Origin of the sequence: Pseudomonas sp. Leaf59, from assembly GCF_920984685.1 — a bacterium.
Lineage (GTDB): Bacteria > Pseudomonadota > Gammaproteobacteria > Pseudomonadales > Pseudomonadaceae > Aquipseudomonas.
The window spans coordinates 206,293-232,190 of the sequence record NZ_CAKLBR010000003.1; the positions used below are offsets into that span (position 1 = coordinate 206,293).

Below are 25,898 nucleotides of genomic sequence, written 5' to 3' on the forward strand. Positions count from 1 at the left end.
CCACTCCTTTTCACCGTCCGGGATACCCAGTAATGAACAGCATCCGTAGCAAGGAAATGACCTTCGCCGTCCACTATGGCGATGCAACGTTAAACCTCAAGGGCTGGGTGTTCGAGCCCGATTCGGCTTCGTCCACCTCATTGCCACCGGTGGTCTTCAACTCGGGCTTCACCGGCGGCGTCAGCATGTACGGCCAGTTGTTCGGGCGTGCGCTGGCGGCGCGGGGTTACCGCGTGATGACCTATGACGTGGCGGGCTTTTTTTCCAATAAATACGTACGCAACACGCTCAAGGCCGAGGGCATGGAAATCACCCGGGTGATACTCGAAGACCAGCGGGACGAAGTCCTCGGCGCCGTTGCCTGGGTACGTGAGACCTTCGGTGAAATGCCGGTGGTGGCGTCCTGGGCGCTGGGCGCGGTGGCAAGCCTTGGCGCCGTGGCTGAACTCGCGGCAGCCGGGGACGAGCAGATCCGCTTCTGGGTGCCGATGAACTACACCGGCACCCGTCAACTGCAAGCCTTGCGCACCGACAGTCAAGCGGCCGATGCGGCGATCCAGCAATTGCCGGATGACGCACCGATTCCGCCGTTCGATATCGGTACCCAATCAACCCGCCTGGGCTTTTATCCGCTGGACCCCGAAACCCAGGCCTACGTGGACCAGCAGTTGGGCAGCTATACCGAGGCGGGCGGTGCTGATCGTTGGCCGGGTTGCAGCCACGTGACGGCAAAGTCCTACAAAGCCTGTGTCGCCTATGACCCGGAGCGCGGTATCGAAGGCGCAGCAGGCTTTGCGCCTGCATTGATTATCCACGGCGCCGACAATACCCTGCACAGGCCGTCCGAATCCGAGCGGCTGTATCGACACTATCCCGGTGATGCCGGCGCGGGCGTGCTGCTAATCGCGCAGATGCAGCACGGCCAGCAGAATCAGGCGGACAATCCGCTGTTCCAGAGCATGATCCACAGCATCGATGAGGCGATTCGTGCGCGCGGCTGAATAGGCCGTCAATCCTCAGGGTCTGCAAATGTGGCGAGCGGGCTTGCCCTAATGCCGTTCAGTTAAGGAAAAATTGTGGGCTTATTGTGGCGAGCGGGCTTGCCCCGCGTTGGGGCGCGAAGCGCCCCCAATCGAGCAAAACGCGGTGTACCTGATACGGCTCAGTGTCTGGTTTTGGGGCTGCTGCGCAGCCCAACGCAGGACAAGCCTGCTCGCCACAGGGAATCTGCGCTTAACTGAGCGGCATTAGGGCTTGCCTCGGGTCTGGTTTAAACACGTTTCCCCAGGTGGGCGCCCACACGAGAATTCGGCGATGACGACTCCCAGGCACATTGGTTTGCTCATGCTTCCCCAGTTCTCGATGATGGCGCTTGCCGGCGCCAGCGAGCCGCTGCGGGCGGCGAATCGGCTTCGCGGCACACGGTTGTATGAGTGGACGCTGCTGAGTGAAACCGGTGGGCCGGTGTGCTCCAGCAGTGGCCTGGAACTGCAGACGGTGGCGATCGAACACGCCCCCGCGCTGGACCGCGTGTTCGTGCTGGCCAGCCTGGATATCGAGACACAGAAACCGCCGAAGATGCTGCGCTATCTGCAACGCGCGGCGGCCCGGGGCATAACGGTAGGCGCCTTGAGCACGGGCACTTTCATTCTTGCCCGCGCCGGTTTGCTCGATGGAAAACGCTGCACCCTGCACTGGGAATGCATCGGCCAGTTTGCCGAGGAATTTCCCCTGATCGAAGTGACCCGCGACCTCTACGTCAACCATGACAACCGCTGGACCTGCGCCGGTGGCACGGCGGCCATCGACCTGATGCTGGCGCAGATAGCGCTGGATTTCGGCAACCCGCTGGCGGCAGGCGTCGCCGAACAATTTTTGCATGCCCGAATCAGGGCGCCCGAAGAACACCAGCGCATGTCGATCCAGTGGCGTTTCGGGGTTCACGACCGGCGGCTCACGGCGGCGATTGCCGCGATGGAAAACAACCTGGAGCACCTGGTTGGCATCGAGGTGATCGCCGAGCGCTGCAACCTGTCCCATCGTCAGTTGGAGCGCCTGTGGCAACAGCACTTCGGCAAGACCCCGAAAAAATTCTACCTGGAACTGCGGCTTAACGAAGCGCGCCGCCTGCTGCGTGAGAGCGCCCAGCCTATCGCCCATATCGCCCACCGTTGCGGCTTCGTTTCAGCCTCGCACCTGGGCGATGTCTACCGGCGCACATGGGGCTGCACGCCCGGCGAGGAGCGGCGGAAATTTGATGAAACCCATTCCTGATGTCAGGGCATGACCCGGCAGCGCTAATCTTTTGCCACCTCGTCATACGGGCGCTGGCGCACTCGGAAACGTCGATTTTTTGATATAGCTCGTCGGGGATACAGCGCAGATACCGTGCGCTGACGGGGTAAGGTTCGTGGCAGGTTCAGCGCGCCTTTCGGCGCTGTGCCAATCACAACAACAATGACCTGAAGAAGGCCCTGCAACCATGGAAACCTTGCGCTTCATTCTGGACAATCACGGCCTGATCAGCTTTCTGCTGGGGCAGCACCTGTTCATCGTCGCGCTTGCCGTCGGTCTGGCGATCCTCACCGGTGTGCCCGTCGGCATCGCGATCTCCCAGCACGCCGGCTTGCGTCGCTGGGTGCTGGCCTTCGCCGCCGTGCTGATGACCATTCCTTCGGCCGCATTGTTCGGGCTGATGATCCCCGTGCTGTCCCTGGTGGGCTACGGAATCGGTGTCGTACCGGCGGTCATTGCGCTGTTTCTGTATTCGCAGCTGCCGATCATCCGCAATACCAGCACTGCGATTTCCAACATCGACCCGGCCTTGCGCGAAGCAGCCATCGGCATGGGCATGTCCGCCTGGCAGCGCCTGCGCAAGGTCGAACTGCCGCTGGCGGTGCCGCTGATCATGGCGGGCGTCAGGATGGCCACGGTGATCAATATCGGCATCGCAGCCATTGCCGCCTACATCGGCGCCGGCGGCCTGGGCAGTCTGATCATTCGCGGTATCACGCAAACCGATACGCGACAATTGCTGGCCGGTGCCCTGGTCATCAGCGTGATCGCCATCGCGGCCGACTATGCGCTGTACGCCCTGCAGCGGCTGCTGACACCCCGCGGCCTGAACACCAGCACGCTGATAGCCGGTCGACTGAAAGAGGCTACGACATGATCCAGATCGAACACTTGAACAAAACCTTTGGCGCCATCACTGCGGTAGAAGACGTCTCGTTGAGCGTCGCCGAGGGGCAGATCTGCATCCTGCTAGGCCCGTCGGGCTGCGGCAAAACCACCACCCTGAAGATGATCAACCGGCTGATTGCGCCTACCTCCGGCACCATCAGGATTGCCGGGCGCGATACCGCCGAACTGGACAGCGTCACCCTCAAACGCTCCATCGGCTATGTGATTCAACAGGTCGGTCTGTTCCCCAACATGACCGTCGAGGACAACATCTGCGTGGTGCCCAATCTGCTCGGGTGGGACAAGAGCAAAAGCCGCAGGCGCGCCGCTGAGCTGCTGGAAGTAGTGGCACTGGACCCGGCGACGTTTCTCAAGCGCTACCCCTGTGAACTTTCGGGCGGCCAGCAGCAGCGGGTTGGTGTGGCCCGTGCCCTGGCGGCCGACCCGCCGGTGATGTTGATGGACGAGCCGTTCGGCGCCATCGACCCGATCAATCGCGAAGTGATCCAGGACGAGTTCATGCGCATCCAGCGCCAGGTCGGCAAGACCGTGCTGTTTGTCAGCCACGATATCGACGAGGCCATGAAGATGGCCGATTGTGTCGCGTTATTCCATGACGGCAGGATCGAACAGTTCGGCACCCCGGACGATCTACTGGCCCGGCCTGTCAGCGAGTTCGTCGCCAGCTTCATGGGCGGTGACCGCATCATGAAGCGCCTGCGCCTGATGCGCTCGGTGGATGTGGCCAGCCAGGTGCCGCCTCGGCAGGGCGGTTCTTCCTCCGCGCAACTGGTGGTCAAGCCTGGGGATGACCTGCGTCAGGTGTTTTCGCAATTGCTGGGGTGCGGTCAGGACTGGGCGCTGTGCAATGACAGTGACGGACGTTTCGTCGGCTACGTGCACCAGGCCGATATCCTGGCGCGGCTGGCGGACCACACGACGCAAGGGGTGCACTGACGATGCCTGAGTTCATCAGCCGATTGAGCGCCGGGCTTGAGCTCTATTGGGGCGATATCAGCTACCTGAGCGTTCAGCACCTGCAAATCGTCGCCATCAGCGCGGCACTGGCCTTGCTGGTGGCGCTGCCCCTTGGCGTATGGATGAGCCGCACGGCGAGCCAGCGCCATGCCATGGCGTGCATGCAGCTTCTCAATGTGGGGCAGGCCATTCCCAAGCTCGCCCTGCTGGCGCTGGCCATGAGTTTTGTCGGCGTGGGCAGTAGCGCGGCCATCTTCGCCTTGTGGGTGGCAACCTTGCTGCCCGTGGCGGTAAACACCTGCGAAGGTTTGCGCGCGGTGCCCCGGCACGTGATCGAAGCGGCCGAGGCCATGGGCATGACGCCGACGCAAGTGCTGTGGAAAGTCGAGATACCGAATGCGATGAACGTGATCTTCGCCGGTATCCGTACGGCCCTGGCCATCAACGTCGGCACGGCGCCGCTGGCCTTCCTGGTCGGCGGGGGCGGGCTGGGCGAATTGATCTTTACCGGTATCGACCTGAACGATTTCGACATGATGCTGGCCGGTGCCGTGTCCACCGCATTGCTGGCCATCGTGATCGACCTGGCGTGCGGCCTGATCCAGAACCTCAGCGTTTCCCGTGGATTGCGTTTGGCCGGACGCGTTTGAAATCTGTCGACACACAACACTGAAACGAGGTGCAGGATGATGTATCGAGCGTTGGTCAGTCTGATGTTTACGTTGTGTCTGGTGGGCGGTGCCTCCGCCAACAGCACCCTCGTCGTCGGCGGCAAGAAATTTACCGAGCAGCAACTGGTGGCCGAACTTACCACTCAGTTGCTGCGCGCCAATGGCTATCGGGTGGATAAACGCCCGGACCTGGGCTCCTCGATCCTGCGCGCGGCGCAGGAAAACGGCCAGGTCGACGTGTACTGGGAATACACCGGCACTGCGTTGATCGTTCACAATAAGGTCAATGAAAAGCTGGATGCCGAAGCAGCCTACAACAAGGTCAGTGCCCTGGACGCGCAGAAGGGCATCACCTGGTTGAATCCATCCGGCGCCAACAACACCTACGCACTGGCCATGCGCAAGGAGCAGGCGGACAAGGACGGCATTGCCTCGATCAGCGACCTGGCCAGGAATATCGGCGACGGCAAGCTCTACACATTTGCCTCCAATGCCGAATTTTTTTCGCGCTCTGACGGGCTGCGACCGCTGCAACAAACCTATGGGTTCGAGTTCGGGCGTAAAAACGTGATCCGAATGGACGGCGGCCTGACTTACCAGGCCCTGCGTGACAGCCAGACGAACGTGGCGCTGGTGATGTCGACTGATGGACGCATGTCCGCGTTCGGGTTTGTTGCGCTGAAGGACGACAAGGGATTTTTTCCCAGTTACGCACTCACCCCCGTCATCCGCACCGAGGTTCTGAAGGCCAACCCGAAGGTCGGGCAGTTGCTCAACGCGCTGTCTTCCACGCTGGATGACGCCACCATTGCCGCGCTTAATGCGCGTATCGAAGTGGGCCGTGAATCCATCGAAAATGTATCCCGGGAATTCCTCCAGCAACGCCAACTGTTCCAGATGAACTGACTAAACGCTGTCTGGAGGCGACCCCCGGCCTCTTTGGCGAGCAGGCTTTTTGTGCAAGCCCGCGCGGGGCTTCACAAAGAACGTGCGCGCGCAGCGCAATGCGGATGATCTTGATCAGCGATTTTGCACGTTCTTTCTGAAGCCGCGCAGGTTCATCAGGCACAGGCATATCTGCAGCACGATCAGCGCGTACGCATGGGCATGCACGCCCCAGATGACCCACAGAATATTGCTCAAGATAAAACAGAAAAATCCTGCCATCCGCCTTGCCGGGCGCTGCGACCCGATCAGCCATGCCGCCATTACGGTGACGGCCATGGCAGGCCATTGCACCCAATCCACATCGCTCAAGCCAGCGTCCTCGTTCTTTATTCCAGTTAAAACACAGAGGGCCGCCTGGGTGAATGATTCAGATTTTTTGCCGACGGTGCCTTGACCGCCTGTCAGCCAGGCAGACTATTTGTTGAACAGGCACAGGTGTGTCCGGGCCAGATAAAACAAGGGCTGACGGCCCGTGTTTGAATTCGCCTGGAGATGATCATGAAAAGACTCTCGATGTGCCTGAGCCTGTGCAGCGTGTTCCTGCTGCACGGGTGCTTTGACAATGCCGACAACACCACCAAAGGCAATACCGATGGAAGCAAGTCGTCGGTGCAGATGCAGGAAGGGAAGGTGGAGGGGGGGAAGTGAGTGGTAGTTGAGCCAATGGCGGGCCGCCTGAAGTGCATGATGGGCGGCAGTCTGTTGCGTGTGACTTTATTGAGTTATCGGTTTTTGATTACGCAATGACAGTGGAAGAGTTGCTCAGGTTTCAGGCCGAACACTCTCTTCTTATTAGTAAAAGTTTGATTGATCATGTCAGCCAGCCAATTGCCAGGAGCCAAAACGACCGCTAATGAAAAATTCATAAAAGCTGCCTGGATAAAATATGAAAATAATCTAGATTAAATGCTCGTGTGTTACGTGTTTTCAACCGGACATTAACAATGCGAACGACGTGCTCATGTGGTGAACGTCCAATAACACGTCTGGTCATAGGCGCCGCTTTTTTCTGTGCTTCAGCGGCTCAAGCCCAGGTTGCGCCGGACGCGGGCCAGCTTCAGCGCCAGATAGACCAGAACCTGCAGAGGCCGGTCGTTGCACCGTCGCCAGCCGCACCGGCGCCCATTTCAGGCGCTGATCACCGCGGGCCCAAGGTTGTTATTCGGCGTGTCGATATTGTCGGCGCCAAACTGATACCGGTTAACGAGCTTGCATCTCAACTCGACCCTTACCTTAATCGTCCTTTGACGTTGGGTGAAGTGCAGGCTGCCGCACAACAACTGGTAGGTTACTACCGCGAGCGCGGATGGTTTGTAAGAGTGCAATTGCCTACGCAGGATGTCAGCGACGGTACGCTGCGCATCAACATCGTTGAAGGGCGTTTTGGACGTCTGCAAGTTGCACCCGGTACAGGTCGTGTCCGCAGAGATTTCGTATCCACTCTAGCCGGCCGAGATCTCAATGCTGATGAACCGTACTCTCTGTCACAACTTGAGCGCGGGCTATTGCTGGCCAACGATCTACCTGGAGTTCGGGCTGAAGGTACGCTGCGCCCAGGTCAGGCGCCGGGCACCAGTGATCTGGCGTTGCAGATCAGCGACACGCCTTTATTCGCGGGGCTTGTCGGCGCCAACAACTTTGGCAACCGTTTCACCGGGCGAGGGCAGGGCTTCGGCACCGTCAGGCTCGACAATCCCAGCGGCTTCGGTGATCAATTGCAGATCAGTGGGATTCTTAGTGAGCGACTCGATTATGAGAGCGTTTCCTACAGCGCGCCTGTGGGTTATGACGGCCTGCGCGCCAGCGTCGGCTATGGTCAATTGCATTACCAACTGGGTAAAGAGTTTGCCGATTTGGACGCACGCGGCCAGAGTCGCACCCTGTATGCGGGCCTGAGCTATCCATTGTTGCGCAGCACAGAACGCAATATCACGGTGGGGCTGGACGTCAGCCATGCGCGTCTGGAAGACGAGGCCTTTGATGTCACCCTGCGCCGGCGAGATATTCAACTGGCGACGCTCGAACTGCGCGGCGACGCCAGGGATGGTTGGGGCGGTGGCGGTGTCACCGCCGCAAGACTCTCACTGGAGGGCGGGCGCGCCGCGCTGCGGATTGCCGCGGACCGTGATCAGGACGCCCAAAGCGCGGGCGTTGAAGGCGGCTTCGCTGCGCTTGGGGTCGAACTTCGCCGCGATCAGGTACTGGCTCCGGCGCTCTATCTGAGAGGGCGCTTCGCCAGTCAGCTCGCTTTCAATAACCTTGCCTCGTCGCAACAGTTCAGCCTGGGTGGCCCCTACGGCGTGAGGGGGTATCCGGTCAACGAGGGCAGTGGCGACAGTGGTGCCCTGATGCAACTGGAACTGCATAGCCTGCTACCCATGCTGGGTATTGCGAACCTGGATGGTTATGCCTTCTTTGATGCGGGTGTCACACGCCAACATCAGACTCCCTGGCGAGGCTGGGATACTACAGGTAGCGGCCGTAACACCTATCCCCTTTATGCCAGCGGCGTCGGTCTTGCCTGGACCCATGCGCGTGGTTTCGTCATCAATGGGATATTCGCGGTGCCGCTGGGCAACAATCCCGGTGGTACCCGCAGCGATCAAGACCAGGATGGTGGCTCGACCGGACCGCGTGTCTGGCTCACCGCCAGTCAAAGCTTCTAGGTTGATTGACTCACAACTGCTCAGACTTTTGCGCGGGACATAACCATGAAACGACAAGCCCCCCTTGCAACTCCCTGGCCTGCGGCGTCACGTGCACTGAACTGCGAACCTGCGGCGTGGTTGAGGTGGACTTTCAGGGTTAACGTCCCCTATCGAAAACCAGCGTTTCATTCAGTGCACCTGGCGATGGTGGTAAGCCTGTTGATGGTGTCCACACCTGGCGTGGCGCTTGAGCCCGGTGCGCTACCAACGGGCGGGAAGGTCTTCGGCGGCCAGGCATTACTTCAGCAGCAGGGCAATCAGCTGGTTGTCGAGCAGCATTCTGATCGTGCCATCCTTGACTGGCAATCCTTCGACATAGGTCAAAACGCAAGCGTGCGCTTCAACCAGCCAGGCACGAATGCGACAGCCCTTAATCGCGTCACGGGCGGCGGTGGTCAATCGCTGATTCAGGGCAGCCTTTCCGCTAATGGCAGGGTGTATCTGGTCAACGGCGCAGGCGTACTCTTCGGCCCCAGCGCCCAAGTGAACACGGGAGGTCTGGTCGCCTCGACGCTGGATATTGCCAACGAGGACTTCCTGGCCGGGCGGGACCGATTCGTGCTCACAGACCAGAGCAAGGGCGAGGTTATCAACCAAGGTCACATCAGCGCCAGGAATGGCACCGTAGCACTGCTGGGGCGAACCGTCGGCAACACCGGCAGTATATCGGCCGATAACGGCAACGTCGTGCTCGCGGGCGGTCAGGAAGTCAGCTTCGCGGCGGGTGCCGACGGCCATCTGCAGATTGCCGTCAGTGCGTCTGAGTTGCAGTCCAGCATCCGTAACGGCGGTGCAATCTACGCTGATGGTGGGCAGATCGTACTCAATGCTCAGGGCGCCAACGCTCTCGCCTCGGCAGTGGTGAGCAATACTGGCACGCTGCAGGCTCACACGGTGGCGGAACACGAGGGCAAGATTCTGCTATTGGCCGATCTGGAGCACGGTGGGCGTGCCGAGGTGGCCGGCACTCTGGATGCCAGCGCCATCAACGGTGGCAATGGCGGTTTCGTCGAAACGAGTGGTGCACAGGTACAGATAGCACCGGCGACTCGAGTCACTACTCAGGCGCCCAAGGGACGGACCGGCAAGTGGCTTGTCGACCCCACCGATTTCACCGTATCGGCGGGTGGCCAAGCTCAAACCACCAGCGGCATTGGTGCAGACACTCTCGTCTCCAATCTGGCCAGCACCAATATTCTTCTGCAAACTGACGCTCAAGGCAGCGAGCCTGGAGATCTGAATATCCAGGCGCCAATCAGCTGGAATGCCGCGACTACCCTGAGCCTGCTTACGTTGCGCGACCTGAATATCAATGCGCCCATCAGCGCCGTCAATGGCGGCCTGACACTGAGCATAGCGCGCAACGTTAACGTCAACGCTGCGATTGATGTGGGAACCTTTAACTTCCTGGGGGGAACCTGGACTCAAAACAGTGCAAACCTACCTACATTTCAGGCCCATGACTTTCGCTTGAATGGCGGCTCCTTCCTGCGCGCGAACGGGGGGGATGGAAGTTCAAGCAACCCTTACCTGCTCACCGACGTTTATGGTGTGCAGGGGATGCAAGGGTTCCTGAGCAGCCACTTCAAACTGGCCAATGATATCCAGGCTGTAGGTACCCAGAACTGGAACTGTGATTCCTCTTGCAGTGGATTTGTGCCTATCGGCAACTTCGATCGACCTTTCACAGGCTCTTTGGACGGTGGCGGTCACCTGATCGATAAGCTTCAGGTCTCGGTCCATGCCTCCTCGCAAAGCACCAACGCTGAGGCCGGGCTGTTTGGCACTTTAGGAAGCGGGGCTCATGTTACCCACTTGGGCCTTACTGACGGTTTTTTCTCGGCTTCCGGTGGCAATGATAATTTTGCTGGTAGCCTCGCCGCGCGCAATTTGGGGAGTATCGACAGCAGTTATTCCACGGGTTCCGTTACAACTGGCGACGCCAACGCGGATCAAAATATCGCTGGAGGATTGGTAGGCAATAACACCTCCACAACGGTGAACGGTACCGCGCAAGGGGGCACTATCAGCGGCAGCTACTCCACGGCGTCAGTCATCGCGTCCGAGGGCAAAACGTCTGCATTCGCGGGAGGTTTAGTCGGTACCAATGTCCAGGGAACCCTCTATCAAAGTTACGCCGTGGGATCTGCGTCCGCCAGTGACGGTATCGATTCGAACTATGCCGGCGGGTTGGTCGCAAGCAATATCGGTACAGTGCAGCAAAGTTACGCCTTGGGCAGCGCAACAGCCTTACGGGGTAATCGGACCTTCGTTGGCGGTTTGCTCGGGCAGCACAGTGGCAATGCCATCACCGACTCCTTCTACGCGACCACCGATAGCTCAGGTGCGGGCATTAATAATGCGAGCAATTACAACAGCTTTGGCATCGGTAAGAGCCGGAGCGAGCTGACCACGCTCAGCACTTTCCAGAACTGGGACATCGATGCTACGGGCGGGACCGGGAGGGCTTGGCGCCTATACGAGGGGCAGACGACGCCGTTGCTGCGCAGCTTTCTCAAACCAGTGAATGCAACGGTGAACGATAATGGCCGGGTCTACGACGGGAGCACTGCAACGGTAAGTGGAAATGGCTTTACGCTATCAGCTAGCAGTGCCCAGGTCCTGGGCACGCCGATCTATGCTAGCACCTCTGCCCGTAATGCCGGCGCCTACGCCCTGAGCATGAGTGGCCTCTACTCCGATCAGCTCGGCTACGACATCAGTTACGTCCAGGGGACATACACCATCTCCCAACGCGCGATTGGCGGTGCATTCACCGCTGACAATAAGGTCTACGACGGCACGACTAGCGCCACTGTGCATGGCGGTCTCGACAGCAATACTGTCGTGGCGGGTGATGACTTGAGCGTCACCACCAACGGCCTTTTTGCCGATAAAAACGTCGGTCAAGGCAAAGCGGTCAGCGTCCTCGGCAGTCTGACCGGAGCCGATGCAGGCAACTATCAATTTACTGCCCCGAGTAATGTTTTCGCGGCCATCATGCCAAGGACGATTGGCGGTGCATTCACCGCCGACAACAAGGTCTACGACGGCACGACTAGCGCCACTGTGCATGGCGGTCTCGACAGCAATACTGTCGTGGCGGGTGATGACTTGAACGTCACCACCAGCGGTCTTTTTGCCGACAAGAACGTCGGTCAAGGCAAAGCCGTCAGCCTCCTCGGCAGCCTGACCGGAGCCGATGCGGGCAACTATCAATTTATCGCTCCGAGTAATGGCAGCGTTGTCGCCGCCATCACCCCTAGGACGATTGGCGGTTCATTCACCGCTGATAATAAGGTCTACGACGGCACCACCACCGCCACAGTGCATGGCGGTCTCGACAGCAACACAGTCGTGGCGGGTGATGACTTGAGCGTCACCACCAACGGCCTTTTTGCCGATAAAAACGTCGGTCAAGGCAAAGCCGTCAGCGTCCTCGGCAGCCTGACCGGAGCCGATGCGGGCAACTATCAATTTGTCGCTCCGAGTAATGGCAGCATCGTCGCTTCAATACTTCCGGCTACCTTGAAGATAACGGCGAACGACCAGGTTGTGCCTTGGAGCGGTCGCCCCTATTCGGGAGGTAACGGCGTCCGTTATGCCGGATTCGTGGCAGGCGAAGATGCAAACGAACTCGCTGGTCTGCCCCTGCGCTATGCAGGCTCCGCCCAAAACGCTGTTGCAGCGGGAACTTATTCTATTGCACCGCTGGGGCCACTAACGTTCGGCAACTATATTATTGGTTACGAGAATGGGAGCTTGCGGATCACATCAGTTCCCGTTTTACCGAACTTGATACCTCCTCCAGCAGGCGAAATTGAGCGTGGTTTGAGTCACTCCCAGAGGGTCGAGTATTTGGGGGTCGAGGCGGTGCCACTGCGGGGGGATGACGACTTAAGGAGTGGTCGTTACAGACTGCCACTTAACTTCACTCCTGGTGGTTTCATCCACGCGGGCAATTAACCCCGAGCTGCGCAGTTCATAGCGCGTTTCGACACTATCGGCGGGAGCCGCTAACGACACATGGAGTTGCAGGGCTGGCTTAAAAATGCCTGAAGGGCTGCGGCCTCACTCACAGTTGCTCCAACAGCCAGGTGCGAAACGCAATCAACGAAGGCAGCCTTTCATTGCGCGGCGGATAAACCAGGTAATAACTGCGCTGACTGGCGAAGGGCTGCCCCAGGCTGATCAATTCGCCCTTGGCCAGTTCGTCGCTCACCAGGATACGCGGCACCAGGCCGATGCCGATGCCTGCGCGCACGGCCTGGATCAGGTGCGACGTCAGCTCAAAGCTCGGCCCCAGGCGCATCAGGCGATGGGGCAGGCCGTGGTGGCTGAACCACTCGCCCCAGACGCTGGCATTGTTTGCCACATTCAACAGCATCTGCTGCGCCAGGTGCTGCGCTTGCCAGTCTTTATGGGCCAGGGCGGCTTCGGGCGACATGATCACCAGCAGTTCTTCCATGTGCAGCCGATGGCTGATCAGCCCTGGCAGATCGGCACTGCCCACGACGATGGCGGCATCGATGCCGCTGGTTTCGAAGTCGATGGCGTCGATCCGCGAATGGATGTGCACCAGCATGCCGGGGTGGCTTTTGTAAAAATCATGCAGGCGCGGCAACAGCCACTTTGAGCCAAAGGTCGGCAAGGTGGCCAGGCGCAGGGTGCCGCTGCCCGATTGGTAGGCCAGGGCCTGCAACGTGGCGCTGCGGATCAGGCCGAGCGCATGGCTCATCTCGCGCTGATACAGCCTGCCCACGTCGGTCAACTGGACGTGCCGGCCTTCGCGGCGAAACAGCGTCAGGCCCAGTTGCTGCTCCAGTGCCTGAACCTGTCGGCTCACGGCGCTCTGGGTCAGGGACAGTTCCATGGCCGCGCGGGTGTAGCTTTCGTGCCGCGCAGCGGCTTCAAACGCCAGCAGCAGCGACATTGAAGGGGTGAGGTGACGGTAATTCATTCGTAAAAGTCATCGATAGCGGCAGGATTATGCGTTTGTAGCGCGCCGTAACCTGCAGGATCATGGGCCAAACCAACGACCTGAGGCTGACCTATTAATGCCCAGGCGACAAGTATTTCGACTTTCCGTGACCAGAGACCTGCCCGCGATGATCGCCCCGTTGCCTACCGCTGCACCTGCGCCGCATTACCCGGAGTTTCTGCAGGCCTTGCAGGCCAGCGGCTTTCGCGGCCAGCTCAGTGCCGACTACGCCACCCGCACCGTGTTGGCCACCGATAACTCGATCTATCAGCGCCTGCCCCAAGCGGCCGTATTTCCCCTGGACGCCGACGATATTGCGCGCATCGCCACCCTGATGGCCGAACCGCGCTTTCGCCAGATCAAACTGACCCCGCGCGGCGGTGGCACCGGCACCAACGGCCAGTCGCTGACCGATGGCATCGTGGTCGACCTGTCGCGCCACATGAACGCGATTCTTGAGATCAACGTGGCCGAGCGCTGGGTGCGGGTGCAGGCAGGCGTGGTCAAGGACCAGCTCAATGCCGCGCTCAAGCCCCACGGGCTGTTCTTCGCCCCGGAGCTGTCGACCTCCAACCGCGCCACCGTGGGCGGCATGATCAACACCGACGCCAGCGGCCAGGGCAGTTGCACCTACGGCAAGACCCGCGACCATGTCCTTGAACTGCATAGCGTGTTGCTCGGCGGCGAGCACCTGCATAGCCGGCCGCTGTCCGGCAGCGAGCTTGACGCGGCGTGCGCGCAGGGCGGGCGTATCGGTGAGGTGTACCGTACCGCGCGGCAGATCCACGACACCCAGGCCGAACTGATCGCCTCGGTGTTCCCCACGCTCAATCGCTGCCTCACCGGTTACGACCTGGCGCACCTGCGTGACGAGCAGGGGCGTTTCAACCTCAACAGTGTGCTGTGCGGCGCCGAAGGCTCGCTCGGCTACGTGGTCGAGGCCCGGCTCAATGTGCTGCCGATTCCGCGCTATTCGGTGTTGGTCAATGTGCGCTACGCCAGCTTCATGGACGCGCTGCGCGACGCCAACGCCTTGCTTGCGCACGCGCCGCTGTCCATCGAGACCGTGGATTCCAGGGTGCTGCAGCTGGCAATGAAGGACATTGTCTGGCACAGCGTCGCCGAGTATTTCCCCACCGAGGCCGTGCGCCCGACGCTGGGCATCAACCTGGTGGAATTCAGCGGCGACGATGTGGCGCAGGTCAACGCACGGGTGGCGGCCTTTGTCGCGCACTTGCAGAGCGACGCCACCCTCGAGCGGCTGGGCCACACCCTGGCCGAAGGCGCCGAAGCGGTGACCCGCGTCTACGCCATGCGCAAACGCTCGGTGGGGCTACTGGGTAACGTCGACGGTGAAATTCGCCCGCAGCCCTTTGTCGAAGACACTGCCGTGCCGCCGGAGCGTCTGGCCGATTACATCACCGAGTTTCGCGCCTTGCTCGACAGCTATGGCCTTGCCTATGGCATGTTCGGCCATGTCGACGCCGGCGTGCTGCACGTACGCCCGGCGCTGGACATGAAAGACCCGGCCCAGGCCGCCCTGGTCAAACCGATCTCCGACGCCGTGGCCGCCCTGACCCAGCGTTACGGCGGGCTGCTGTGGGGCGAGCACGGCAAGGGTTTGCGCTCCGAATACGTGCCTGCATTCTTCGGCGAACTGTACCCGGCGTTGCAAGCGCTCAAGGGCGCCTTTGACCCGCACAACCAGCTCAACCCTGGCAAGATCTGCACGCCGCCAGATGCCGCCCAGGGGTTGCTCAAGGTTGACGAAGTGACGCTGCGCGGCGACCTCGATCGGCACATCGACGAACGCGTGTGGCAGAGCTTCGGCACCGCCATGCATTGCAACGGCAACGGCGCCTGCTACAACTACGACCCCGACGACGCCATGTGCCCCTCGTGGAAGGCCACCCGCGAACGCCAGCATTCGCCCAAGGGCAGGGCGTCGCTGATCCGCGAGTGGTTGCGTCTGCAGGGCGCAGCCAATATCGACGTACTGGCCGTGGCCCGTGGCCGGCTGGCCTGGTTGGGCGGGTTACCGGCGAGGCTGCGCAACAACCTGGCGCGCTCGCGCGGTAAGGCGGACTTTTCCCATGAGGTGTATGACGCCATGGCGGGCTGCCTGGCGTGTAAATCCTGCGCGGGCCAGTGCCCGATCAAGGTCAATGTGCCGGAGTTTCGCTCGCGGTTCCTGGAGCTGTATCACGGTCGCTATCAACGTCCGTTGCGCGACTACCTGATCGGCTCGCTGGAGTTCAGCATTCCCTACCTGGCTTACGCGCCGGGCCTGTACAACGCGGTCATGGGCGCCGGTTGGATGAGTCGCCTGCTGGCGCGCCATGTCGGCATGCTCGACAGCCCGCTGATCCACCGCCACGACCTGCAGGCCACGCTCAACGCGTGCAAGGTCAAGGTTGCCCGCGTGCCGACCCTGCGCGAGCTGACGCCCGCGCAACGCGAGCGCAGCGTGGTGCTGGTGCAGGATGCATTCACCCGTTACTTCGAAACACCGTTGCTGGCGCACTTTATCCAACTGGCTCATCAGTTGGGCTATCGGGTGTTTCTGGCGCCCTATAGCGCCAATGGCAAACCCTTGCATGTGCAGGGCTTCCTCGGCGCCTTCGCGAAAGCGGCGATTCGCAATGCCACGCAACTCAAGGCGCTGGCCGACTGCGGCGTGCCGCTGGTGGGGCTGGATCCGGCGATGACGCTGGTGTATCGCCAGGAGTACCGCAAGGTGCCGGGGATTGGCGAATGCCCGACGGTGCTGCTGCCTCAGGAATGGCTGGTCGACGCGCTGCCGGAGCGCGCGACCCACCGCTCGCAGACCTTCCGGCTGCTGGCGCACTGCACCGAAAAGACCAACGCCCCGGCAAGTACCGCGCAGTGGCAAGCCGTGTTTGCCCGATTGGGGCTCACGCTGGTCAGCGAGGCGAGTGGCTGTTGCGGGATGTCCGGCACTTACGGCCATGAGGCCCGCAATCAGCACACGTCGAAGACCATTTTCGAGCAGTCATGGGCGGGCAAGCTGGACCGGCCCGGTGAGGCGCTGGCCACCGGGTATTCCTGCCGCAGTCAGGTCAAGCGTCAAGCCGGCAAGCACCTGCGCCACCCGTTGCAAGTGGTGCTGGAGCATGCCGTCAGCCTTACTCTTTGACGTCCATGAACTCTTCGGCCCACGCCATGTAGCTGGCCGGCAACGTGTAGGTGTGCGTGAGTTCGGTGGCGCTGAGGTTGGAGGTGCGGTGGGTCAGTTGGCGCTGCGCGCGCAGGCTGTCGTAGGTGGCCTTGATGGCCGCAAAGTAGGCGCCATGGCCGGCCACCACCACGCGCACACCGAGGCTGGCCAGGCGTGCTGCGTCGTTGAGCTTGGGGTTGGCGTAGGTCACCAGCATCAGCGGCACGCTGAGGTTCTCGGCGATCTGCTCCAGGTGCTCGAAGTCCTTGACGCCGACCATGCAGATGCCGTCGGCACCGGCCTTTTCGTAGGCCCTGGTGCGCTTGATCACGTCCTCGGTGGGCAGCACGCCGGCGTTGGTGCGCGCGATGATCGACAGCGCGGGATCGACCCGAGCCTCGAGGGCTGCCCTGACCTTGCCGATGCCTTCGTCGATGGAAATCAGATCGGTGGATTTGCGCCCGAATTGCGCGGGCAGCAGGGTGTCTTCGATGGTCAGTGCGGCCACGCCGGCGCGTTCGAGCTCTTCGACGGTGCGCATCACGTTCAGGGCATTGCCGTAACCGTGATCGGCATCGGCGATAAAGGGCAGTTGGGCGACGCGACCGATGCGCGTGGCCTGTTCGACGAACTCGCTGAGGGTAATCAGCGCGAAATCGGGCGCCGCCAGCACCTGCAACGAGGCGACCGAGCCGCCCAGGATGCCGACCTCGAAACCCAGGTCGGCCGCAATGCGTGCGGACATCGGGTCGAACACAGAAGCTGTTTCGACGCACTGGGGGGCGGCAAGCAACTCACGAAAATTGCAGCGAAGCGCTGAGTGGGAAATTTTTGGCATGATCTTTCCTGGTTCTGGCCATCGTCTAATGCACGATCAATGCCTGTTTATAAACCAGCGAGCCTACCACGCAGATGAAATCAGCGTTATGACGTTTAAGAATGGGCCATGCGCCAGGCACATAACCCTCAAGGGCAGGCATAGCGATGCCTGGCGGTCCTGAGCAGGTCGCGCAGTTTATCGGCCTGCAACGCCAGCGTCATTTGCCGCTCGTCAATCACGATTTCGGCGACGATCAACGCAAGAATCAACGGCGCGGTCACCATCCAGTGCGCATAGAACTCGGTGATCAACGAGAAGAACACCCCCAGAATCCACAGTCCCAAGACCCATTTTGGTGCGCGCTGCTGCAAGGGCACCCACAGCCGCTGCCACTTTTTCAACCGGGTGGTGTGCAGTCTCAGTGAGTCTTCAAGCTTGGACAGATACGTGTTCGACATAAGAGTAGGCCACTGCGTACAGGATGAAGGTTGTTAAACGGTTCGGGCTCTGCCGGGCAACGGTCTGCCCAGCCAGCTCAGGTTGATCTCATGGACGGCGACCCAGTCCCCGTTGGCAGGCTGGGCGGTACAGCGTTTGAATGCGATACACACGCCCTGGTTATCCAGTAAAGCGAAGTCCCGGTAGTCGGGGGTGGAGCTGAACAGCCAGGCAAAGACGCGCATCGCGGTATCCGGTTGATCAAATGGGCCAGCTGAATTCGAACAGAGTGCCGCCGTTTTCCATGCGTCGGCAGCTCACCGCACCGCCGTGGGCGAGGGCAATCGCGCGCACCACCGCCAGGCCCAGGCCGCTGCCGCCCTGGGCCCGGGAGCGCGAGTTTTCGCCGCGCTGGAAAGCTTCGAACAGGTGCACGGCAAATTCGGCGTCGATGCCGGGGCCGTCATCGCGCACCCGCAGATAATGGATCGCGTCGCGCGTGCTCAGGTGGATGTTGACGTTACCCGGCGTGGCGTGGCGGCGGATATTGTCCAGCAGGGCGAGCAAGGCCTGGCGGATCCGCCCGGGATCGCAGCGCATCAAACGGCGTTGCAGGTCCAGGTGCAGCACAAACCCGGCGGCCGTGAGGCTCGGTTCGAACAGCCGCACATCGTCCTCGATCCCGGCAGCGAGGTCGGCGTTCTGCAGGTGCAGTTCCAGGTAGCCGCTGTCGGCCAGCCCGACCACCCGCAGGTCTTCGATCAGCCGCGTCAGCCCTTCGACCTGACCCAGCAGGCTGTAGAACTGCGCGTTGTCCGGTTCGAACACGCCTTCGGCCAGGCCTTGCAGGCGTCCGCGCAGGATGGTCAGGGGCGTACGCAGTTCGTGGGCAATCGCCGCGTTCCAGAACGCCTGCTCCTGGGCCATGCGTTTAAGGCGCTGAGCCATGCTGTTGAAGTCATCCACCAGAATCGCCGCCTCGCCGATGGGGTGTTCACCCGCCACGGCTTGCGCTTCCAGGTCACCGTCGGCCAGTTTGCGCAGGTTCTCGGCGACCGAGTTCAAGGGCATCAGAATCCGGCGCGACAACTTCAACGCCACCACCGCGCCCACGGCCAGGCCCACCAGGGTGATCAGCCCCATCCAGGCCCATTCGATATTGGACGGCATCCACGTGTCCACGTCTTCTTCGGACAGCGGCCAATAGGCCCACAACAGCGAATAGAACACGTAGGAGCCGATCACGGCGAGGGCGATGACGCACAGCACCACGGCCGACATCGACACAATGATCTGGCGGCTCAAACCGTTGAGGATTTTCACGTCACACTCCCAAACCGGTAACCCACGCCCCGGATACTTTCGGGCACGCCTTGCAGGCCGAGGTCTTCGATCTTGCGGCGCAACTTGCTGATGTGGCTGTCCACCGTGCGTTCCAGGCTGTCGCTTTCCGGCGAGCACAGCGCCAGGAGCTCGGCGCGGCTGAACACGCGCTTGGGCGCTTTGGCCAGTTGCGCGAGCAACTTGAATTCGGTGGCGGTGAGCAGCAGCGTTAATGCCTCACCCGCTCTGCGCACCGTGACTTCGTGGCTTTCGATATCGATCTCGAACGCATCCACGCGCAGCACGCTGCTGGCCGACACGTATTGATAGTCGGTGGTGCGGCGCAGCACGGCCTGGGTGCGCGCCACCACTTCGGCCGGATTGAACGGTTTGACGATGTAGTCGTCGGCGCCGATGCGCAGGCCCATCAGCTTGTCCAGGTCCTGGTCCTGCGCGGTCAGCATGATCACCGGCGTATTGCCGCGATGGCGTACTTCGGCGAGCACCTTCCAGCCGTCCACATGGGGCATGAGCACATCGAGCAGCAGCAGGTCCGGCTTGAGCGTCTGATGCAGCTCCAGCGCGCGCCGGCCGTCCAGCGCATGGGCGGTGCGAAACCCGGCGCGCTTGAGGTAGGCGATGAGGATGTCGGCGATTTCGGGTTCGTCTTCGGCGATCAGTACCAGCGCCTGGGTTTCCCGGGGGCTGTTGGGCAGGTCATTCATGGCGGGCTCGGTGTTGTGGTTGCCGTGGGGCTGGGGGGATTGTGCGTAATTACCATGCGCTTTTGTGGGAGGGTTTGTGGAGAAATGATGGAGAGGGGGATATTGCCAAAAATGTTACGGATTTGGAGGCATTTGATGGGGGAATATCCGTTGCTGCGAGGATGGCTGCTATGGATTCCGCCCTTACGGCGGCCCACGGATTCAAGCCTGCGTTCGGCCAGCGTGGTTGACGGGGCGCCCACGATCAAAAGCCAAGCCAAAGCAGATCAAAAGCAGTGTGATATCCATCAGACCAATGGAGATCAAAATGTGGGAGGGGGCTTGCTCCCGATGGCAGTGGGTCAGCTACACATAAGCTGACCCACCCTCATCGGGAGCAAGCCCCCTTGTTGTACAGCGCTCGGCAGACCATCCCGGTCGGCTCTCAGGCTGCCCCGCTCTTAGCGCATATGCAAAATGATCGGGCTACTGCTGGCCGGGTCGGTGTGGCCGCGCAGTTTGTTGACGTCCTTGGCGTCGACTGCGCCGCCAGTGTTGCCCCAGGTACTGCGCATGTAGGTCAGCACCTGGGCGATTTCCTGGTCGGACAGTTGCTCGCGGAACGCTGGCATGCGGTAGGCATCGGGTACGCCAGCGGCGACGATGCGTTGGGAGCCGTTGAGGGTGATGTTGATGGCCGAGGCGGCTTCCTTGGCCAGCGCCGAGGTGGCGCCGGCCAGGGGTGGCATCCAGTCGGGCTGGCCCTTGCCGTCCGGGCCGTGGCAGGAGGCGCAGCGTGTCGCGTACAGATGGGCGCCGGGGCGTGCGTCGGCGGCGGCGGCCTGGTACTGCCAGGGCGCACCGTCGCGCTGCGGATCGCCGGGCAGTGCCTTGAGGTAGCGGGCGATGGCGGCCAGGTCGTCGTCGGTCATGAACTGCGTGGAGTTGTTGAAGGCCTCGGTCATCGAGCCGTACACCACCGCGTGCTGGTTGCGCCCGGTCTTGAGGAATTGCACGATCTGCGGCTCGCTCCAGCGGCCCAGGCCGGTGTTGTGGTCCTGGCGCAGGCTCGGCGCGTACCAGCCATCGAGCAGCGCACCGGCGAGGAACGGCGTGCCGGTCTCATCCAGGGCTTTTTCGTTGAAGGCCAAACCGCGCGGCGTATGGCAACTGCCGCAATGACCAGGGCCCTGGACGATATAGGCGCCACGGTTCCACAGCGCATCCTGGCCGTGTTTGGCGGCGTAGGTGGCCGTGGGGGCGAACACGCCGTTCCACAGGGCGATGGGCCAGCGCATATTCAGCGGCCAGGGGATGGCGCCGGGAATATTGGGCTCGCTGGCCGGTTGCACGCCTTTCATGAAGAACGCATACAGCGCGCGCACGTCATCGTCGCTGAGCTTCACATAAGACGGGTAGGGCATGGCCGGGTAGAGTCGGCGGCCGCCCGGCGCCACGCCTTGGCGTACCGCGCGGTCGAAGTCGGCCAGGCTGTAGGCGCCGATGCCGACGTCTCGATCCGGGGTGATATTGGTGGCGTGGATCGCCCCCAGCGGCGTGGCCATCTCCAGGCCGCCGGCAAAGGGCGCCTTGCCGGCGAGGCTGTGGCAGGCCACGCAGTCGCCGAGGCGCGCGACATACTCGCCACGGCTGACCAGCGCCGGGTCGAAAGTTGTGGCCTGTTCCTGCTCGAATGGCGAGGCAGGCTCACGGGTGACATACCAGGCCAGCAGGCCGGCAGCGATCAGGCAGGGCAGGGCAAGCCAGCCTGCGGTTCGGGCGAATCGTCGGGTGTTCATGGGCGTTCCCTGTCCTTAGCTGAAGGTGTATCGGCTCAATGGCAAGCTGCGGATGCGCTGGCCGGTCAACTGCGCCACCGCGTTAGCCACGGCCGGCGCCACTGCGGGCAGCGGGGGTTCGCCGATACCGCCCATTTTTTCGCCACTCTCGACGATCTTCACGTGCACCTGCGCCATGCGCGAGGGCGGCAGGATCGGGTACAGGTCGTAGTTGCGTGCGCGTGGCTTGCCGTCCACGTACACTGCTTCCTCGATCAGGGTTTGCGACAGACCCAATGCCACGGCGCCGGCCACCTGCGCCTGCACGATGGCAGGGTTGACGATGCTGCCGGGGTCGATCGCTTCCCAGATGTGATGCACCTTGACCTGGCCGTGCTCGATCGACACTTCGGCGACCACCGCCGCATGGGAGCCGAACGGCGACGCCATCGCCACGCCACGGGCACGGCGGCTGCCGTCTTCGGCGGTGTAGGGGCCCCGTTTCCAGCCGCCGGACAACTCGCCTGCAGCCTTGAGCAAGGTAGTCAGTCGCGGGTTGTCGCGCAGCAGGTGCAAGCGCAACTCATAGGGGTCGTGACCGCCCTTGTCCGCCAGTTCATCGAGGAACGCTTCATAGAAAAAATCGTTGAGCGAATTGCCCACCGAACGCCAGTACCCGAGCATGGCCGGGCCTTTGACGTAGATCTGCGCGGTGCGTTTGTTGGCGATTGCGTAGCTTTTGCCCGACAACCCTTCAAGGGCCGCAGGGTCAATCTTGTCACCCTGTTTGCCGGCGAGGGCTTCCGTCGGGCCTTCGGTGGCGCTGACTGCTTCGATGGCGACCGGCAAACCTTTGTCATCCAGTGCAGCGCGGAACTTGACCACCGCCAGCGGCCGCAACACGTCACGCAGGAACTCTTCCTCGCGGCTCCAGATCAGTTTGACCGGGCGGCCCACGGCCTTGGCCAGCGCGATGGCCTGCGGGTAGGGATTGGCCGACTCATAGAGGAAGTGCCGACCGAAAAATCCGCCCAGCAGCGGCGAGTGCAGGGTGATGTTCGCAGGATCAAGGCCGGTGCGCTTGGCGATGTCGGCGCGGAACATGTCCGGTGCCTGGTTGGGCAGCCACACCTCGAGTGAGCCATCGGGGTTGAAGCGCGCCAGCGCCGACGGCGGTTCCAGTTGGGCATGGTTGAGGTATTGGTTGTGGTAAGTGGCCTCGACCCGGGTTTTGGCGTTTTTCAGCGCGCCGGCCACGTCGCCTTCGTTCTCGTCGTCGCGGGTCGGACCTTGCTGGGCGGCGAGGAATTCGCGGTGTTTGTCGCTGGAAAAGTCGGCAGGCATTGCGCGCAGCTTCGAATCGGCGGCCGCTTCCAGCCAATCCACCTGAATCGCTTCGACGGCGCGTTTGGCGTGCCACCAGCGTTCGGCCACCACCGCCACGGCGCCGGGCAGGGTGTGCACCGAATGCACGCCTTTCATCGCTTCGACCTGCGCCTGATTGCGCAGGCTGCCGACGGTCATGCCCAGGCGGGGCGCGTGCTGCACGGCGGCATGGAGCATGTCGTCGACTTTCAGGTCGATGGTATACAGCGCCTTGCCGGTGGATTTGTCGTAGGCGTCCAGGCGTTTCACCGGTTTGCCGATCCAGCGGAACTGGCTCGGGTCGCGCAGGGTGATGCTGGCCGGGTCGGGCACCGGCATGTCCAGGGCGCGCCCGGCCAATTCGCCGTAGCCCAGCGAACGGCCGGACGCTGCGTGCACCACGCGGCCGGGCTGGGTGGTGAGTTCGGCGAGCGGCACGCCGAGCTGTTCGGCGCCGGCCTGCAGCAGCATGGCGCGCGCGAGGGCGCCCAGGCGGCGCATGGTCGGGTAGCTCATGCGCACCGACATGCTGCCGCCGGTAATGCGCATGCCGTTTTCCATCACCACGTAGGCTTCGCCCGGTGGAGCGGCCTCGACCACGAAGGTGGCGGGATCGGCGTCCAGCTCTTCGCCGACGATCTGCGCCATGGCGGTGTGGGTGCCCTGGCCACCTTCCATGAAGGGGCTGAGCAGACGCACGCTGCCGTCCGGGCGAATTTCCAGAAACGCCGGCACCTGGGTGCCGCGCTCTGCGGCGTTGGCCGTGGCAGCCTGCACCCGGGCCGAGCCCATCGGCAGGCCGAAGCCGATCACCAGCGCGCCCACGGCGGTGCTGGCCAGAAAGCGTCGGCGCGACAGGTTGACCGGATCACCCAGGGGCAATTCAGGCAGGGGCAGATGCGTATTCATCAGGCACGCTCCTGCTTGGCCAGGTCATCCATGGCGGTGTGGATCGCGTTGTACGTGCCGCAGCGGCACAGGTTGACCATGGCCGCGTCGATCTGCGCCGTGGTGGGCGCGGGGGTGTGCTTGAGCAGCGCGGTGGCCGCCATCACCTGCCCGGACTGGCAATAACCGCATTGCGCCACCTGATGCTCGACCCAGGCGGCGACCACGCGCTTACCCACGTCATCGGCTTCGATGGCCTCGATGGTGGTGATTTCGCGGCCCGCCACGGCGGCCACCGGTGTAACGCAGGCGCGTACCACGTTGCCGTCCACCAGCACCGAGCAGGCGCCGCACTGGGCCAGGCCGCAGCCGTACTTGGTGCCGGTCATGCCCAGGTCATCGCGGATCACCCACAACAGGGGCGTGTCGGCGTCGGCCTCGACTTGATAGGCTTTTTGGTTGATGCGTAATTCCATGGCGGGTTCACCTGCTGATCATCGGTCGGTGTAGCTGAGTTCTTATAAGAGGTGCGACGCAGGTCGCCCATGTTTGCACTCTAGACCACCGGGCCAGGGCTATCTATCCAATCGGCGGCAACTCCGTAGGATCAGGCAAGTATTCAACAGGAATGCGCTAGTGCAGGGGTGTAGTCCTTTACTGATCTGCCGGGCAGGGCTGCACTTTTTTTCATTCTTCTGATCTATCCCTGTCACGAGCGCGCGCATTCCGCGCGCAGGCAGCAGGACCCGACCGGATGCGGATGAACCACCTTTCAACCTGTTTAATCAAACGCTGGCCGCTGCTGTTCGCAGCAATGCTGGCGCTCTGTGCCACGGCGTGCAGCCAGCAGCAGGGCCGCGATATGGCCCGGCAATTCAGCGAAGGCAAACCTGATGAGTTCTTCCAGACCAGCGTGGACCGCATGGCAACGTTGGGCATGCGCGATAACCTGCAAAGCCTGTATCTGTTGATGAACAAGCTCTACCTGCGCAACCCGAGCCAGTGGCGTCAGTCGGGCTACCCGGATGCCGTGACCGCCGCGCGGACAATCCGCCAGGCCATCGAAAACCGTCAGCCGTTGCCGGCACTTGGCGAGCGTCGTGACCTGGCAGCCTTGAGTTACTCGCTGAGCCCGGAGTTTCGCGGCGACCGCGTCGGCGCATTCATCTACGCCATCGGCAGCATGCTGGTCACCGCCCATGGCGGGCGCACCCGGTTCTACGTGACCGATTCGATCAACCCGCAATTCGTCAGCAACGCCGCGCGCAATATTGAAAAGGCCACCTGGCTGCTCGGCCAGCGCCAAGACGCCAATGGCGTGTTGCTGCTGTTTTCCAACGAGATCTCGGAGGAGGGCAGCAACCTCAGTTTCGCCGTGGAATTCGGCAAGATCGTCGCGCGCCTGGACCTGCTCACCCAGATCCTCGACGAGCGCTACCGCCGCATTGGTCTCAATTATGCGCAAAGCCTGTTGTTGATGAATTTTCTGCCGGTGCAGTGATACCCAGGGCCGGGGAGTGCGGCGTTTCGCTTTCCCATGTAGGAACTGGCCTATCTTGCAACAGGCCGCTTGAAACACCCCTCCAGCGGCAATAGCCTCGGACTTTTCCTAAAAGTCGAGGCCTACCTTGGGTAAGCGAAAAACGGTTTGGCTCACGGATCGCGACATTCGTTTGCGCTTCATCCTGTTTGCGGTGATCGACACCGCAAGCGTCCAGGGCGTCGCGGCGGAGCTGCTGCTGCCGGCGCAGAAACTGCTGCAGGACTCGCCGACCGAAGCACAGTTGCGCAACACCCTGGACGCGATTCTGGCCACAGATGAAATGTATGGTTTCAGGTTTCCCCCGGGGTCGGAGGCCGATGACTTCATGCAGGCACTGGAGGCTGTTGCCGCAAGCTGATGATTCGTTTGTAAGGAGTGACCCGTCGAAGCCG

21 protein-coding genes are annotated in these 25,898 nt (G+C 61.9%); 12 read left to right on the forward strand and 9 right to left on the reverse strand.

Annotated features, from left to right (window positions below; translation table 11 throughout):
- Positions 1 to 32: 32 nt before the first annotated feature.
- From LUB09_RS04565 to LUB09_RS04590, 6 genes are all read left to right on the forward strand, one after another.
- Positions 33 to 1,001, forward strand: coding sequence for an alpha/beta hydrolase (locus tag LUB09_RS04565; RefSeq protein WP_231421782.1), 969 nt, complete (start codon positions 33 to 35; stop codon positions 999 to 1,001).
- Between the two features lie 343 nt (positions 1,002 to 1,344).
- On the forward strand, positions 1,345 to 2,274 hold the full coding sequence (locus tag LUB09_RS04570; protein ID WP_231421783.1) for a GlxA family transcriptional regulator: 930 nt from the start codon (positions 1,345 to 1,347) through the stop codon (positions 2,272 to 2,274).
- Between the two features lie 208 nt (positions 2,275 to 2,482).
- Complete coding sequence (locus LUB09_RS04575; RefSeq protein WP_209981111.1) at positions 2,483 to 3,172, forward strand: ABC transporter permease; 690 nt, start codon at positions 2,483 to 2,485, stop codon at positions 3,170 to 3,172.
- Positions 3,169 to 4,140: an ABC transporter ATP-binding protein gene (locus LUB09_RS04580; RefSeq protein ID WP_231421784.1), complete on the forward strand. Its 972-nt coding sequence runs from the start codon at positions 3,169 to 3,171 to the stop codon at positions 4,138 to 4,140. The genes LUB09_RS04575 and LUB09_RS04580 overlap by 4 nt, the downstream gene beginning before the upstream one ends.
- Positions 4,141 to 4,142: 2 nt before the next feature.
- On the forward strand, positions 4,143 to 4,811 hold the full coding sequence (locus tag LUB09_RS04585; protein WP_209981115.1) for an ABC transporter permease: 669 nt from the start codon (positions 4,143 to 4,145) through the stop codon (positions 4,809 to 4,811).
- A 39-nt stretch (positions 4,812 to 4,850) separates the two neighbouring features.
- Positions 4,851 to 5,738 (forward strand): glycine betaine ABC transporter substrate-binding protein, encoded by an 888-nt coding sequence (locus tag LUB09_RS04590; RefSeq protein WP_231421785.1) that lies wholly within the window; start codon positions 4,851 to 4,853, stop codon positions 5,736 to 5,738.
- 114 nt (positions 5,739 to 5,852) lie between these two features.
- On the opposite strand, the gene LUB09_RS04595 is transcribed toward LUB09_RS04590, so the two are convergent.
- The gene (locus LUB09_RS04595) at positions 5,853 to 6,056 is read right to left on the reverse strand and encodes a hypothetical protein (RefSeq protein ID WP_416195171.1); all 204 of its coding nucleotides are present in this window, start codon (positions 6,054 to 6,056) and stop codon (positions 5,853 to 5,855) included.
- A 222-nt stretch (positions 6,057 to 6,278) separates the two neighbouring features.
- On the opposite strand from LUB09_RS04595, the gene LUB09_RS04600 reads away from it, so the two are divergent.
- The 3 genes from LUB09_RS04600 to LUB09_RS04610 all read left to right on the forward strand — a co-directional run bounded on the left by LUB09_RS04600 (position 6,279) and on the right by LUB09_RS04610 (position 12,454).
- Positions 6,279 to 6,428 (forward strand): hypothetical protein, encoded by a 150-nt coding sequence (locus LUB09_RS04600; protein WP_209981120.1) that lies wholly within the window; start codon positions 6,279 to 6,281, stop codon positions 6,426 to 6,428.
- Between the two features lie 296 nt (positions 6,429 to 6,724).
- On the forward strand, positions 6,725 to 8,446 hold the full coding sequence (locus tag LUB09_RS04605) for a ShlB/FhaC/HecB family hemolysin secretion/activation protein (RefSeq protein ID WP_231421787.1): 1,722 nt from the start codon (positions 6,725 to 6,727) through the stop codon (positions 8,444 to 8,446).
- Positions 8,447 to 8,491: 45 nt separating this feature from the next.
- Positions 8,492 to 12,454 (forward strand): YDG domain-containing protein, encoded by a 3,963-nt coding sequence (locus LUB09_RS04610; RefSeq protein WP_231421788.1) that lies wholly within the window; start codon positions 8,492 to 8,494, stop codon positions 12,452 to 12,454.
- 109 nt (positions 12,455 to 12,563) lie between these two features.
- Here the strand turns inward: LUB09_RS04610 and LUB09_RS04615 are convergent, their stop codons facing one another.
- On the reverse strand, positions 12,564 to 13,448 hold the full coding sequence (locus LUB09_RS04615; protein ID WP_231421789.1) for a LysR substrate-binding domain-containing protein: 885 nt from the start codon (positions 13,446 to 13,448) through the stop codon (positions 12,564 to 12,566).
- Positions 13,449 to 13,596: 148 nt separating this feature from the next.
- Between LUB09_RS04615 and ydiJ the strand changes: the two genes are divergently transcribed.
- Positions 13,597 to 16,626 (forward strand): D-2-hydroxyglutarate dehydrogenase YdiJ, encoded by a 3,030-nt coding sequence (ydiJ, locus tag LUB09_RS04620; RefSeq protein WP_231421851.1) that lies wholly within the window; start codon positions 13,597 to 13,599, stop codon positions 16,624 to 16,626.
- Here ydiJ and LUB09_RS04625 read toward each other — a convergent pair.
- From LUB09_RS04625 to LUB09_RS04660, 7 genes are all read right to left on the reverse strand, one after another.
- Positions 16,616 to 17,485 (reverse strand): isocitrate lyase/PEP mutase family protein, encoded by an 870-nt coding sequence (locus LUB09_RS04625; RefSeq protein ID WP_209981131.1) that lies wholly within the window; start codon positions 17,483 to 17,485, stop codon positions 16,616 to 16,618. The genes ydiJ and LUB09_RS04625 overlap by 11 nt on opposite strands.
- 128 nt (positions 17,486 to 17,613) lie before the next feature.
- Positions 17,614 to 17,925 carry a hypothetical protein gene (locus LUB09_RS04630; protein WP_209981133.1) on the reverse strand — a complete coding sequence of 104 codons (312 nt, stop codon included), beginning with the start codon at positions 17,923 to 17,925 and terminating at the stop codon, positions 17,614 to 17,616.
- A gap of 241 nt (positions 17,926 to 18,166) precedes the next feature.
- Positions 18,167 to 19,228: an ATP-binding protein gene (locus LUB09_RS04640; RefSeq protein WP_209981135.1), complete on the reverse strand. Its 1,062-nt coding sequence runs from the start codon at positions 19,226 to 19,228 to the stop codon at positions 18,167 to 18,169.
- A complete protein-coding gene (locus LUB09_RS04645; RefSeq protein WP_209981137.1) occupies positions 19,225 to 19,953 on the reverse strand; it encodes a response regulator in 729 nt (242 codons plus the stop codon). Before LUB09_RS04645 ends, LUB09_RS04640 begins: the two co-directional genes overlap by 4 nt.
- Before the next feature lie 440 nt (positions 19,954 to 20,393).
- On the reverse strand, positions 20,394 to 21,731 hold the full coding sequence (locus LUB09_RS04650) for a c-type cytochrome (RefSeq protein ID WP_231421791.1): 1,338 nt from the start codon (positions 21,729 to 21,731) through the stop codon (positions 20,394 to 20,396).
- A gap of 15 nt (positions 21,732 to 21,746) precedes the next feature.
- Entirely contained in the window at positions 21,747 to 23,984 is a 2,238-nt protein-coding gene (locus LUB09_RS04655; protein ID WP_209981142.1) for a xanthine dehydrogenase family protein molybdopterin-binding subunit, read from the reverse strand.
- On the reverse strand, positions 23,984 to 24,439 hold the full coding sequence (locus LUB09_RS04660) for a (2Fe-2S)-binding protein (RefSeq protein ID WP_209981143.1): 456 nt from the start codon (positions 24,437 to 24,439) through the stop codon (positions 23,984 to 23,986). Before LUB09_RS04660 ends, LUB09_RS04655 begins: the two co-directional genes overlap by 1 nt.
- 278 nt (positions 24,440 to 24,717) lie before the next feature.
- Here LUB09_RS04660 and LUB09_RS04665 point away from each other — a divergent pair, with 278 nt between their 5' ends.
- Positions 24,718 to 25,464: a hypothetical protein gene (locus LUB09_RS04665; RefSeq protein WP_231421792.1), complete on the forward strand. Its 747-nt coding sequence runs from the start codon at positions 24,718 to 24,720 to the stop codon at positions 25,462 to 25,464.
- A 127-nt stretch (positions 25,465 to 25,591) separates the two neighbouring features.
- On the forward strand, positions 25,592 to 25,864 hold the full coding sequence (locus LUB09_RS04670; protein WP_231421793.1) for a hypothetical protein: 273 nt from the start codon (positions 25,592 to 25,594) through the stop codon (positions 25,862 to 25,864).
- Positions 25,865 to 25,898: the final 34 nt, after the last annotated feature.